This window comes from Streptomyces sp. NPDC104313 (assembly GCF_055583985.1).
Genome location: NZ_JBVJMW010000007.1, coordinates 174,898 through 187,359 on the forward strand (window position 1 = coordinate 174,898; position 12,462 = coordinate 187,359).

A 12,462-nucleotide genomic window follows, 5' to 3' on the forward strand; every position below is an offset into this window, starting at 1 on the left:
TGATCCCTTCCACTGATCGCTGCACATAACCGATATTTCAGGGGGACATATGGCTGCAAGGCCTCTCGTAGCCCGCCAGCCCAACGAACGGCTCCAGACGCTCATCCAGGAAGCCGCCTGTTCCAACGCGGGCCTCGCGCGCCGCGTGAACATGGTCGGGGCCGAGCGGGGTCTCGATCTGCGGTACGACAAGACCTCCGTGGCCCGTTGGCTGCGTGGGCAGCAGCCCCGGGGCCGGGCCCCGGGGATCATCGCCGAGGCGCTGGGCCGCAAGCTCGGCCGTACGGTCACGATCGACGAGATCGGCATGGCCAACGGCAAGAACCTGGCCTCCGGCGTCGGCCTCCAGTACGCGCCGACCGTCGCCGGGGCCGTCGAGCAGGTCTGCGAGCTGTGGCGCAGCGACGTGGGCCGCCGCGATCTGCTCAGCGGGTCGGCGGTCGCCGCGTCCGCGCTGGTCGAGCCGAGCCGGGACTGGCTGATCTCGGGCCCGGACGCACAGGTCGAGCGGACGGCGGGGGCCCGGGTCGGGATGTCCGACGTCGGGGCGGTGCGGGCGATGACCGCCGCGCTGACCGACCTCGACCACCGCTTCGGCAGCGGCCATGTGCGGCCGGTGCTCGTGCACTACCTCAACAGCGTGGTCTCCGGGCTGCTTTCGGGGGCGTACCGCGAACAGGTGGGGCGGCAGCTGTTCGGCGCGGTGGCCCGGCTCGCCGAGCTCGGTGGCTACATGGCGGTCGACACCGGCCAGCCCGGCCTCGCCCAGCGCTACTACATCCAGGCGCTGCGGCTCGCACAGGCGGCGGGCGACCGGGCGTACGGCGGCTATGTGCTCGCCGCGTCGATGAGCCATCTCGCCGCCCAGCTCGGCAACCCCCGCGAGATCGCCCAACTGGCCCGTGCCGCGCAGGAAGGGGCCCGGGGGCAGGTGACCCCCCGCGCCCAGGCGATGTTCTACGCGGCGGAGGCCCGGGGGCACGCGCTGCTCGGGGACGCCAAGACCTGCCACGCGGTGGCGGAGCGGGCGGTCGCGGCGCTGGAGCAGGCCGGCCCGGACTCCGGCGACGACCCGGTCTGGATCGCGCACTTCGACGCGGGCTACCTCGCGGACGAACTGGCCCACTGCCACCGGGACCTGGGGCAGCCGGAGCAGGCGGCCCGGCGGGCGAAGGAGGCGCTGGCCGCGCTGCCGGAGACCCGGGCCCGGCGCCGGGGCATCGCACTGGTGCTGCTGGCCTCGGCCCAGGTGCAGCAGCGGGAGGTGGAGCGGGCGTGCCACACGGGGACCCGGGCGATGGAGCTGCTCTCGACGGTGCGCTCCAGCCGGGGCGCCGAATACCTCGACGATCTCCAGCAGCGGCTCACGCCCTACGGCCAGGAGCCCGCGGTGCGGGAGTTCGGCGAGCGGCTGGAGCTCCAGGCGGCCTGAGGACATGTGGTCACCGATGCGGTCCGGGCCGTGGGCGCGGCGGTCCGGCCGTTAACAGCGTCGCGGGGCGGTGGGATGTTACCGGCCCTGTGAAGGGGTCGTGAGGGGCACCACGCGCTTGGCGGAGGCGGGTGACCACCCGATAGCGTGAGCCGACGGTTCCGTAGGTTCACACGTAGGAGTCCTGGTGACGCAGAGCGGACAGGGCGGCGAGCACCAGCTCCCCGCCGCACGACCCGCGCACGAGGGTGTCGTGCTGCCTGCCGACGGCGGAGCCCCCTGGACCCCCGGGGCGCCCGAGGCCGGGCAGGGCGGGCAGCAGGGCGAACAGGCGGCGCCCGCGGGCGGTCAGCCGTGGGGCGGGCAGTGGGGGCCGCCGGGACCGCAACAGCAGCCGCAGGGGGGCTACGGCTACCCGCCGGCGCAGCCGCTGCCGCCCGCGCGGCAGTCGCCGGGCCCGGAGGCGTACCAGCAGCCCGGGGCGTATCAGCAGTCCGGCGCGTACCAGCAGCCTCAGCAGCCCGGCTCCTACCCGCCGCCGCAGCCGCCTCAGCCCCAACCGCAGTCTCTGCAACCCGGTGCGTATCAGCAGCAGTACCAACAGCAGCAGCCGCAACAGCAGCCTCAGCCGCCCCAGTCCCAGCCCCAGTCCCAGCCGTACGCACAGCCGCTGCCGCCGGAGGCAGGGCCGGGCGCTCAGGGCCCCGGGGGCGGTCAGGGGGCTTCGGGCGGTGACGCGGACGCCACGCAGTACATCGCGCCCGTCCCGGGAGGTCCCGGCCCCGTGGGGCCCGCGCAGGGCGGCGGGGACGCCGACGCGACCCAGTACATACCCCCGGTGCCCGGAGGGGCCCCGTACGGGATCAGGCCGGGCGCGCCGGGGGACCGGCAGCCGCCCGCGGAGTTCGACAACCTGTTCCGTTCCGAGCAACCGGCGGGCGCCACGCAGCAGATGCCGCAGTTCGACGCGGGGCAGCAGCCCCCGTCGGCGTACCAGCAGCAGCCCCCGTCCCCGTATCAGCAGCAGGGCTACCAGCCCCACCAGGCCCAGCAGCCCCAGGGGCAGCCCCAGGGTGGCCAGTTGCCGCCGCAGGCGCCCGGGGGCCACCAGTCCGCTCCCCAGGGCTTCCAGAGCCGCGCGGAGCAGGACGGGGCGGTCCCGCGGCAGGGCGGCGATGCCCCGCGCCGGAGGTCCGCGCATGTTCCGCTGATCGCCGCGGTCGTCGTGGGCTGCGCCGTCATCGGACTCGGCGCGGGCGCGCTGCTGAGCGGCGGCGACGATTCCGGTGAGGACGACAAGCAGCCGGTCGCCTCGCAGAGTTCACCGGTCACGGAGCCCACCGCCAAGGCGGCGGCCGACCCGGCGAAGCCGCAGGCCGAGGCGCTGGACAAGCTGCTGGCCGACAGCAACGACAGCCGGGCCGCGGTGATCGGCGCGGTCGAGAAGATCAAGTCCTGCAAGGACCTGGACCGGGCGAACACCGACCTCAAGGGCGCGGCCCAGCAGCGCCGCGACCTGGTGACCCGGCTCGAAGGACTGACCGTGGACAAGCTCCCGCGGAACGCGGAGCTGACCGCCTCGCTGAACCGGGCGTGGAAGGCCTCGGAGGCGGCCGACGAGCATTACGCGAACTGGGCGCGGCAGGCCAAGAAGAACAAGACCGTCTGCAAGGGCGGCCAGGCCCGGTCGACGAGCGAGACGGCCAAGGGCAACCAGCAGAGCGGGGTGGCCACCCAGGCCAAACGCGAGGCGTCCAAGCTCTGGAACACGATCGCGGAGAAGCACGGCCTCACCAAGCACGGATTCACCGAGCTCTGAGCCCCGGCCCGGTCTGGTCCGGCCCGGGCCGGAGGAGGGGAAGGGCCTTAGCTGCGCGGGGCATCCGTCAGGGTGTCCGAGACGTCCACGAAGCCCTTCTTCTGGGCGGTGAGCCGGCCCTCGCGGACCACGTGGAACGTCACCTTCGTGTTGACGATGCGCGGGTAGCTCAACGTGCCGACCAGGTCCTCGAAGCGCCAGCGGAGCGTCGGGGTCAGGCCGCCGGTGTCGACCTCGACGCCCCGGTTGAGGGCTGCCACGACCCGGCCCGATGTGACCTCCTCGTCGTCGATCGCCCGGACGACCGCCCGCAACGCCGTGTACGCGATCCACGTCGTCTGCACGGCCGTGTCGTCCGGGTCGACGCGGTTGTCCCCGAAGGCGTACTTCCCGATCACCTCGCGCATCTCCTTCCAGCGCGCGTTGCTCCCGTCCGGGTACCAGCCGGTGACATAGGCGCCCTCGAAGGGGCTGTTCGGGCCACCCGTGCGGTCGATGAGCGGCTGGCTGACGCTGCCCAGCACGGAGGAGATCCTGACCTGCTCGCCGTCCGGCTCCAGGCGGCGGAAGGAGTCGAAGAACGTCTCGGTGCGGGTGCCGAGCACCGCCGTCACACAGCCGCCGTCGGACCGCTCCAGCGCCTGCGCGGCCTGCTCGTCGTAGGACGTGGCGTCCAGCGGGGCCAGGATGTCGGTGGCGGCGGGCCGGCCGGCGGCCGTCAGCCCGTTGTTGAGGAGCGGCGGCATGCCGTCGCCGCCGATCGAGTCGGGCCGCACCAGCGAGACCCGATCGCAGCCGCGGCCCAACTGCTGTCCATGGCCGGCCAGCAGCGCCGGCTGGCCGCCGTTGACGGGGTACGAGAGATAGCTGCTGAACTCCTCGGTGGAGGCACCGTAGCCGCCGATGTACGGGACGCCGCCGGCCTCCAGCGCCGGCATGAAGCTCTGTCCGTGGCGGCTGTACGAGCCGACGACGGCCGCCACCTTCTTCTCGACGGCCTCCCGTGCGCACCTCTCGGCGCCGAGCGCGGTGTCGGACTCGTCGCAGACGACCACTCTCAGCTCGCGCCCGTCGATGCCGCCGGTGTCGTTGACCCAGCGGGCGTACGTCCGCGCCATCGCGGGCACCCCGGCCATCTTCACCGCGTTGATGTCCTCCGACCGGTCGGGCGCCCAGGTCATCACGGTGACGGGCTCCCCGGATCCCCCCGAGGCCCCGGGGAGCACACCGCAGCCGGACAGCAGCACCGCCCCCGCCGCCGCCGCGCTGATGACGCCCGGGAAGGGGCGGGGAAAGGTGGGGCGTCGCCGTCCGGTCATGGACCTGGACCCTTCCGGGCCCTGGGTAACGGCGCGGTGTGCTGTTCTCAACGCACGGTGACGTCCGGGTGAATTACGGGGGCCCGTGCGGGGGTGCGGTGAAGGAACGTACGATCGAGCACCGTGCAGCAAGGTTCGGAGAACTCTTCCCGTCGCGGCCGTCGCTCCTCCACCATGGGCGGCATGCCGCTCACTGACATGCCGTGGTGGCGCTGGCGCGCCAACGTGCGCTCGGCGCTGCACATGCTCTCCGACCCCGTCTTCCACCACGAGTGCTGGCTCACCGGCCGGGAAGGGTACGGGGACGTCACCGACGCCGTGTACCGCCTGGTCGAGGACACCTGGCTCGACAACTGGTCCGCCGAGAAGTACGTCGGCACCATATTCAGGGACTCGGCCGAGTCCGCCGCGGTGGACGCCGCCGCCCTGCGGGTGCTGCGGATCATGCACCAGGTCGGCGCGGACGCCCCCGTCTCCGCCTATCTGGAGCACCACGGCTGGCCCGAGGCCGTCCGGGCGGCCCGCGAGGCCCATGTGATGCTCGCCACCAACGACGCGGAGGATCCGGACATACCGCCGCGCTCGCTGGACGTCATCCGCATCATGACCAGAGCGGCCTGAGGCCGGGGCGGGTGTGGCACCCTACGGGGATGACCGCGCCGCAGCCCGCCCCCTCCGCCGCCTCGGACGCCGCCGCGACCGAGCAGTACGTCCTCACGCTCTCCTGCCCCGACAAACAGGGCATCGTGCACGCCGTGTCGAGCTATCTCTTCATGACCGGCTGCAACATCGAGGACAGTCAGCAGTTCGGGGACCACGACACGGGCCTGTTCTTCATGCGCGTCCACTTCTCGGCGGACGCCACCGTGACGGTGGACAAGCTGCGCGCCAGCTTCGCCGCGATCGGGGAGGCCTTCCGGATGGAGTGGCAGATCCACCGGTCCGCGGAGCGCATGCGGATCGTGCTGATGGTCAGCAGGTTCGGCCACTGCCTCAACGATCTGCTGTTCCGTTCCCGTACCGGAGCGCTGCCGGTCGAGATCGCGGCGGTCGTCTCCAACCACACGGACTTCGCCGAGCTGGTCGCCTCGTACGGCGTCCCCTTCCGGCACCTCCCGGTGACGAAGGACAACAAGGCGCAGGCCGAGGCGCGACTGCTGGAGCTGGTCCGCGAGGAGGACGTGGAGCTGGTCGTCCTGGCCCGCTACATGCAGGTCCTCTCGGATGACCTGTGCAAGCAGCTGAGCGGCCGGATCATCAACATCCACCACTCGTTCCTGCCGAGCTTCAAGGGCGCCAAGCCCTACCACCAGGCGCATGCGCGCGGGGTGAAACTGATCGGCGCGACCGCGCACTACGTCACCGCCGACCTGGACGAGGGCCCGATCATCGAGCAGGAGGTCGAGCGCGTCGGTCACGACGTGACGCCGGACCAACTGGTCGCCATCGGCCGGGACGTGGAGTGCCAGGCACTGGCGCGCGCGGTGAAGTGGCACGCGGAGCGGCGCATCCTGCTCAACGGCCGCCGTACGGTGATCTTCGCGTAGCGCCCGGCGCCTCTCGACAGGCTCTACAGCCGGCTGAGCGAGGCCGTCGCGAACAGCACGTCGCGGATGGCCTCGCGGTCGCCCTCCTGGCCCGCCGCCGCTTCCACCGGCGAGATGCGGCCCGCGACGAGCCGGCAGAACTCGACCCCGTCCAGGGCCACCTGCGCCACCGCGCGCTCGGGCGAGCCGAGGGCGGCCGACGAGTCCAACGCGATGTACCAGTCGCCCCCGCCGTGGCCCTCGATCTCCAGATGGACCGAGCGGCCCGGCGCACCGGCCGCGACGAGGTCCTTCGCGGGTCCGGCCAGTCCGGCGCGGCGGCGTCCCGCCACGGCGGCCGGCAGCATCCGGGCCGCCAGATCGATCATCCGGTGCAGATGGGCCGCCGACGGGGTCTGGTACGGGTAGTCGACGGCGTCGGCGATGTCCCCGCCGTGCACCCAGCACTCGAAGGCGCGGTCCAGAGCCGCGTCCTGGAGCGGCAGGGCGAAGGCCCCGTAGGAGACGGTGGCCTCGGCGAGGTTTTGCCCCGCGAAGGACGCCGTACGGATCAACTCGTGGCTCTGGGACCGCCAAGGCTCGTGGACGGCCCGGGTGGGCGGCCGGCGCGCAGCCGACCAGTACGTCTCGGTGCGCTCGGTGGGGTCCAGCGGTGTCTCGCCGCCGCCGAGCGGGTCGTCGAGGCCGAACGCGGCGGACAGCAGCCCGTCGACCGCCAGCAGGTGGCCGATCACGCCGGCGACCGTGGTCCTGCGGCTGACCTCGCGCTCCTCCTCGAACCACTGAAGGCGCACCGGCGCGTGCCACTCGGAGTCCCCGATGTCGCGGAGCAGCGCGTCGAGCCGGGCGGTCTCGGCGTCGTACGGGGCGGCCCACTCCGGCACCGGGATCCGGGCCGGGCGGCGGCCCAGGCAGCCGTCCATCACCCGGGACCGGAGCGTCGGGTCGAGGTCCAGGGAGCCGTCGGTGTGCAGCAGCCCCACCGCGTTCCGCAGCCGCAGCGCCTCGTCCGCACACGGGGCGCACCCGGTGAGGTGGTCCTCCACGGCGAAGGTCTCCTCGGCCGAACAGGCGGACAGTGCCCAGGCGCCGAGGAGGGCCTTGAGGACCCGGTGGGGTAGGTCCGGGGCGGAGGTCATGAGCGGCTCCGGGGCGGACTGTTCCGGGGCGGCCGTCGACTCGGACCCCTGCCCGGCCACAGACTCAGCCACAGACTCAGCCGCCGGCTCGGACAACTCCAGTACGGACAACTCCGGTACGGACAACTCCGGTACGGACTGCTCCGGTACGGACTCGTCGGGGGCGGCCGATCCGCGCGGCGGCCGGAGAGGCCGCGGCAGGGACTCCAGGTCGAGGTCGTCCGCCGCCCCGCGCGGTCCCGGTATCCGGCGGGCGCCGCGCACCTCCTCCTCGCCTCCCTCGCTCTCGCGTCCGTCGCCGCTCACCGGACCCGTCCGTAACCTGGTGGCGAGGCCCCTTCGAGCGGGCGGACGTTCGCCGTGGAGAGCAGTTGGAGCCCCAGCCGGAGCCGGCGGCGCGCCTCGTCCTCGGTGACCCCGAGGTCGGCGGCGGTCTGCCGGTAGTCCCGGCGGTGGATGTACGCCAGCTTCAGGGCCTGCCGCAGCGGCGCGGGCATCGAGGAGACGATGTAGTCGGCGCGGGCGGCGGCCGTGGCGCTGCGCACCCGCCGCTCCAGCTCCTCCGGGTCGGGCGCCGTGCCCTCCCCGTGCTCCGCCGCGTACGAGGAGGCCGCCGCGCGGCGCAGCCGCTGGACGGACCGGCGGTGCGTGAGGTGGGCCACCCAGGAGCGCATCGAGCCCTGCTTCGGGTCGTACGCCTCGGGGTTCTCCCAGGCCTGGGAGAAGACCTCGCGGGTCACCAGGTCGGCCGCGTCCTCGTCGTCGAGCATCCGGTGCGCCTGGCTGTGGACGAGGGCCGCGAACCGGTCGTAGAGCTCGCCGAGCGCCGCCGCCTCGCCGCGGGCCAGCCTCTGCTGCATCCTGCGGTCCCAGCGGGGTGCTGTCTCCTTCGCCATGAACCCCCCAGTCCCCGGCCCTGTCCACCCGGCTCCGTGATCCATCCTGTGCCCGTGAGGACCGAATGTAGTCCGCCGGACGGGCGGTGCACGCGCCTTTGCCGCAACTCTCTTCCCGCGGTGCGTGGCCGACAACGGTAGTCGATTTTCGGCCCGAATACCTTCCCGTCCGCTCTGAGCAGCGGAAACGGTCCGAAGTGCTCCTTTCCACCGGAAATCTCCTGTGCGTCGGTCGGCGCGTCGGTGTTTCATGGGGGTGCGGTTGGGCAGCCGCGAGGAGGAACGGAAACTCCCGGATTGCCGGGAGCCCCGGAACGAGAGGTCCAGTCGCGTGACGCTGAAGGTGGACGAGGCGGAGCAGGGCTCCTGGACCGTGCTGCGCATGAGCGGCGAACTCGATCTGGTGACCTCGCCCGTCGTGCGCCAGTCCGTCCACGAGGCGGTGGCGGAGGGGCAGCACGATGTGGTGCTCGATCTGTCCGAGGTGTTCTTCTGCGACTCCAGCGGCGTGGGTGTGCTGATCGCCTCGCGCCGGCTGATGAAGTCCTGCGGCGGCCGGCTGCGGCTGATTCTCCCGGCCCGGGGCGCGGAGGACGGCTCGCACGTCAACAAGGTGCTCGGGGCGCTCGGGGTGCGCCGGCTGTTCGACGTCTACCCCGACGCGCGGTCCGCCACCGACGAGGAGTGCAGGCCGCTGAGCGCCTGAAGCGGCTGCCTCCGATGCGAGGTTGTCACACAGGAGGCGCGGCTCGGTGACACGTGGGCGCTCCCGGCGTCGTACGCTCCCCGCATGGACAGCGCAGAGTACGAGCGAAAGATCGCGCACCGCTTCGCCGCCTTCGACCAGGACGGCAACGGCTATATCGATCGTGCCGATTTCAACGCCGCAGCGGCCCGTCTGCTCACCGAGTTCGGTACGACGGCCCGCTGCGACAAGGGCCAGGCGCTCTACACCGGTGCCGAGGCCTTCTGGCAGGGCATGGCGGGGATCGCCGATGTGGACGGGGACCAGCGGGTCACCCGTGAGGAGTTCGTGGGCGGGGCGGTGAAGCGGCTCCGGGACAATCCCGGGCGGTTCGCCGAGATCGCCCGGCCGTTCCTGCGGGCGGTCATCGCGGTCGCGGACAGCGGGAACGGTGGCAGGGCGGCGGTGGCGGACGTGGAGCGGGCGCTCCGGGTCCTCGGGGCCAGCGCCGAGATCGCGAGCGTCGCGGCCCAGAGCCTGGACGCGGACCGGGACGGGCGGGTGGCGGAGAGCGATGTGGTGGCGGCGTTGGCCGTGTACTTCACGGTGATCGAGCCGGACGCGTAGCAATCCCGGGTGTTACGGGGGCGGCGCGCCGTCCCCGTAACACCCGCCTCACCCGCCGAACCGCTCCCGCAGCTGGTACTTGAGCACCTTGCGCAGCGTCTCGTTGCGGGGCAGTTCGTCCAGTACCTCCAACCGCTCCGGCAGCTTGTGCGTGGACAGGCCCTCGGCGCGGAGGTGGTCGGTGAGCTGGGCCAGGGTCGGCGGGGCCGCCCCCGGCGGCTGTTCGATCACCGCGCAGACGCGTTCGCCGCGCTCCGGGTCGGGCAGTCCGATGACCGCGGCGTCGGCGACGGCGGGGTGCGTGTGGAGCAGGTCCTCGATCTCCTTGGCGGAGATGTTCTCGCCCTTGCGGATGATGATGTCCTTCAGCCGGCCGGTGAGCGTGAGGTGTCCGCTCTCCTGGAGCCGGCCGAGGTCCCCGGTGATCAGGAACCCCTCGGCGTCGAAGGCCGCGGCGGAGGCCCCGGCGTCCAGATATCCCCGGCAGACCGCCTCCCCGCGCAGCCGCACCTCGCCCTCGACGCCGTACGGGAGCGGCTCGCCCCGTTCGTCGGTGATCCGGATCTCCATCCCCCGCGGCGGCCGGCCCTCGGTCAGGGCCAGGTGGTCGGGGGTGTCGTCCGGGGCGCCCATGGTGATCATCGGGACCTCGGTCATGCCGTAGCCGTGGGTGAGCCGGACCCCCATCTCCCGGACCACCGCGTGATAGACCTCCGGCGGTTTCGGCGCGCCGCCGCCCGCGAGGAGGCGGAGGGACGGGATGAGGGGGCGGTCCGGGTCCTTGCGCTGCTCGGCCAGGAACATCGCGTAGAAGGCCGTCGACCCGCCCGCCACGGTCACTCCGTGCCGCCGGTACTCCGCCAGCGCGTCCGGCAGCGCGAACTGCTCGAACATCACCGCGGGGAACCCGTACAGCAGGAGCATCACCGTGTAGTCGGGCCCGGCGACATGGGCGTACGGGAACGCCATCGAGCCCACGTCGTCCGCCGAGAGCTTCAGGGCGTGGGCGAGGCAGGAGCCGCCCGCGATCAGGGAACGGTCGGTGTGCAGGACCCCCTTGGGGTCGGAGGTGGTGCCGGAGGTCCAGTAGATCCAGCGGACCTCCGTGCCGGACGACGGCCCCGGCGGGGGCGGCAGCACGGACGGGTCGCCGTCGGGGAGGGCGTCGTACGCCTCGAAGACCTGCGGCGGGTCGGTGAGTTCCCCGGCGATCCGCTCGGCCATCGCCGTGTGGTCGAACCCGCGCCACACGCCCGGCACGGCGAAGAACCTGGCCCCCGACTCGCGCAGCGCGAACCGTACCTCGCGGTCCCGGTAGAAGGGGATGACCGGGCTCTGCACGGCCCCGAGCCGGGTCAGGGCGAAGGAGAGCACGGCGCTCTCCAGCCGGGTCGGCAGTTGCCAGGCCACCACGCTGCCCGCCCGCACGCCCATCCCGTACAGCCCGGCGGCGACCCGTTCGGCGCGGTCCCGCAGCTCGCCGAAGGTCAGGCTCCGGTCCTCCTGGAGCAGGACCGGGTGGTGGGGGGTGAGGGCGGCGCGGCGTTCGATCAGCTCCCAGAAGGTGTGGGAGGCGCCCAGGGCGTGGGCGGATGCGGTCACGTCGTTCACGGCGGTCACAGCGGTCCCCTCCGAACTGACGGACAGTCAGGTGATGCGGAGAGCGTAGGGCTCCGCGCCTTGTCGGTCCAGGGGTGCGGGGCTAGCCTGAGTGCCGCACAAGAATCTGACGGGTCATCAGAAAACTGTCGGAGACCGCCCGCACCCGGGACCGTGCCGGGTGCCCCGGAGGGGAGACACCATGACGGAACTGCCTCGGATCGTCAGCGTCGACGACCATGTGATCGAGCCCGCGCACCTCTTCTCCACCTGGCTGCCCGCGAAGTACCGCGAGCGCGGGCCACAGCCGCTCACCGCCGGCATCGGGGAGCTGGCGTACACGGGCGGGAAGTACGTCATCACGATGGACCCGGACGGGCCGCCCACCGACTGGTGGATCTACGAGGACCTGAAGTTCCCGTACAAGCGGAACATCGCCGCCGTCGGCTTCGACCGCGACGACATGACCCTGGAGGGCATCACCCGCGCCGAGATGCGGCCCGGCTGCTGGGACCCGGCCGAACGCCTCAAGGACATGGACCTCAACCACGTCGAGGCCTCCCTCTGCTTCCCGACCTTCCCGCGCTTCTGCGGGCAGACCTTCGCCGAGGCGCACGACAAGGAGGTCGCCCTCGCCTGTGTGCGCGCCTACAACGACTGGATGGTCGAGGAGTGGTGCGGTGACAGCGGCGGCCGGCTGATCCCGCTCTGTGTCATCCCGCTCTGGGACATCGACCTCGCGGTCGCGGAGATCAGGCGGAACGCGGCGCGGGGCGTCCGCGCGGTCACCTTCTCCGAGATCCCCACCCACCTCGGGCTGCCGTCCATCCACACCGGCTACTGGGACCCGTTCTTCGCGGTCTGCCAGGAGACCGGCACGGTCGTCAACATGCACATCGGCTCCAGCTCCCAGATGCCCGCCGCGTCCCCGGACGCGCCGCCGGCCGTGCAGGCCTCGCTCTCCTTCAACAACGCGATGGCCTCGATGATGGACTTCCTCTTCAGCGGGGTGCTGGTGAGGTTCCCGAAGCTGAAACTGGCCTACAGCGAGGGCCAGATGGGGTGGATCCCGTACGCCCTGGAACGTGCCGACGACGTCTGGGAGGAGCACCGGGCCTGGGGCGGGGTGCGCGATCTGATCCCCGAGCCGCCGTCCATGTACTACTACCGACAGATGTTCTGCTGCTTCTTCCGCGACAAGCACGGCATCTCCGCCCTGGACGTCGTCGGACGCGACAACGCCACCTTCGAGACCGACTACCCGCATGTGGACTCGACCTTCCCGCACACCAAGGAGGTCGCCCTCGACCACGTCAAGGGACTGGACGAGGAGACCGTCTACAAACTGATGCGCGGAAACGCGATCCGGATGCTCGGCCTGGACCTGGACAAGTAGGCG

General features: G+C 72.2%; 11 protein-coding genes. 7 read left to right on the plus strand and 4 right to left on the minus strand.

What is annotated here, in order from left to right; translation table 11 throughout:
- Nucleotides 1–49: 49 nt before the first annotated feature.
- Together ACZ60Q_RS18645 and ACZ60Q_RS18650 are read left to right on the plus strand one after the other, a co-directional pair.
- Nucleotides 50–1,432 carry a transcriptional regulator gene (locus tag ACZ60Q_RS18645; RefSeq protein WP_469635407.1) on the plus strand — a complete coding sequence of 461 codons (1,383 nt, stop codon included), beginning with the start codon at nucleotides 50–52 and terminating at the stop codon, nucleotides 1,430–1,432.
- A gap of 187 nt (nucleotides 1,433–1,619) precedes the next feature.
- Nucleotides 1,620–3,251, plus strand: coding sequence for a hypothetical protein (locus tag ACZ60Q_RS18650; protein ID WP_469635410.1), 1,632 nt, complete (start codon nucleotides 1,620–1,622; stop codon nucleotides 3,249–3,251).
- A gap of 47 nt (nucleotides 3,252–3,298) precedes the next feature.
- Here ACZ60Q_RS18650 and ACZ60Q_RS18655 read toward each other — a convergent pair whose 3' ends face one another.
- The gene (locus ACZ60Q_RS18655) at nucleotides 3,299–4,570 is read right to left on the minus strand and encodes an ABC transporter substrate-binding protein (RefSeq protein WP_469635413.1); all 1,272 of its coding nucleotides are present in this window, start codon (nucleotides 4,568–4,570) and stop codon (nucleotides 3,299–3,301) included.
- 174 nt (nucleotides 4,571–4,744) lie between these two features.
- On the opposite strand from ACZ60Q_RS18655, the gene ACZ60Q_RS18660 reads away from it, so the two are divergent.
- Together ACZ60Q_RS18660 and purU are read left to right on the plus strand one after the other, a co-directional pair.
- Nucleotides 4,745–5,191, plus strand: coding sequence for an SCO4402 family protein (locus ACZ60Q_RS18660; protein ID WP_469635926.1), 447 nt, complete (start codon nucleotides 4,745–4,747; stop codon nucleotides 5,189–5,191).
- 29 nt (nucleotides 5,192–5,220) lie between these two features.
- Nucleotides 5,221–6,117: a formyltetrahydrofolate deformylase gene (purU, locus tag ACZ60Q_RS18665; protein ID WP_469635415.1), complete on the plus strand. Its 897-nt coding sequence runs from the start codon at nucleotides 5,221–5,223 to the stop codon at nucleotides 6,115–6,117.
- Nucleotides 6,118–6,140: 23 nt separating this feature from the next.
- On the opposite strand, the gene ACZ60Q_RS18670 is transcribed toward purU, so the two are convergent.
- Nucleotides 6,141–7,562: a zf-HC2 domain-containing protein gene (locus tag ACZ60Q_RS18670; protein WP_469635418.1), complete on the minus strand. Its 1,422-nt coding sequence runs from the start codon at nucleotides 7,560–7,562 to the stop codon at nucleotides 6,141–6,143.
- Nucleotides 7,559–8,152, minus strand: a complete 594-nt coding sequence (locus ACZ60Q_RS18675) for a sigma-70 family RNA polymerase sigma factor (RefSeq protein ID WP_469635420.1) — start codon at nucleotides 8,150–8,152, stop codon at nucleotides 7,559–7,561. The genes ACZ60Q_RS18670 and ACZ60Q_RS18675 overlap by 4 nt, the downstream gene beginning before the upstream one ends.
- Nucleotides 8,153–8,483: 331 nt before the next feature.
- Here ACZ60Q_RS18675 and ACZ60Q_RS18680 point away from each other — a divergent pair, with 331 nt between their 5' ends.
- Together ACZ60Q_RS18680 and ACZ60Q_RS18685 are read left to right on the plus strand one after the other, a co-directional pair.
- Nucleotides 8,484–8,858 carry an STAS domain-containing protein gene (locus ACZ60Q_RS18680; RefSeq protein ID WP_007454150.1) on the plus strand — a complete coding sequence of 125 codons (375 nt, stop codon included), beginning with the start codon at nucleotides 8,484–8,486 and terminating at the stop codon, nucleotides 8,856–8,858.
- Between the two features lie 84 nt (nucleotides 8,859–8,942).
- Entirely contained in the window at nucleotides 8,943–9,464 is a 522-nt protein-coding gene (locus ACZ60Q_RS18685) for an EF-hand domain-containing protein (RefSeq protein WP_469635422.1), read from the plus strand.
- A 48-nt stretch (nucleotides 9,465–9,512) separates the two neighbouring features.
- Here the strand turns inward: ACZ60Q_RS18685 and ACZ60Q_RS18690 are convergent, their stop codons facing one another.
- Entirely contained in the window at nucleotides 9,513–11,084 is a 1,572-nt protein-coding gene (locus tag ACZ60Q_RS18690) for a class I adenylate-forming enzyme family protein (protein ID WP_469635425.1), read from the minus strand.
- Nucleotides 11,085–11,265: 181 nt separating this feature from the next.
- Here ACZ60Q_RS18690 and ACZ60Q_RS18695 point away from each other — a divergent pair, with 181 nt between their 5' ends.
- Nucleotides 11,266–12,459 carry an amidohydrolase family protein gene (locus ACZ60Q_RS18695; protein ID WP_469635428.1) on the plus strand — a complete coding sequence of 398 codons (1,194 nt, stop codon included), beginning with the start codon at nucleotides 11,266–11,268 and terminating at the stop codon, nucleotides 12,457–12,459.
- Nucleotides 12,460–12,462 lie beyond the last annotated feature (3 nt).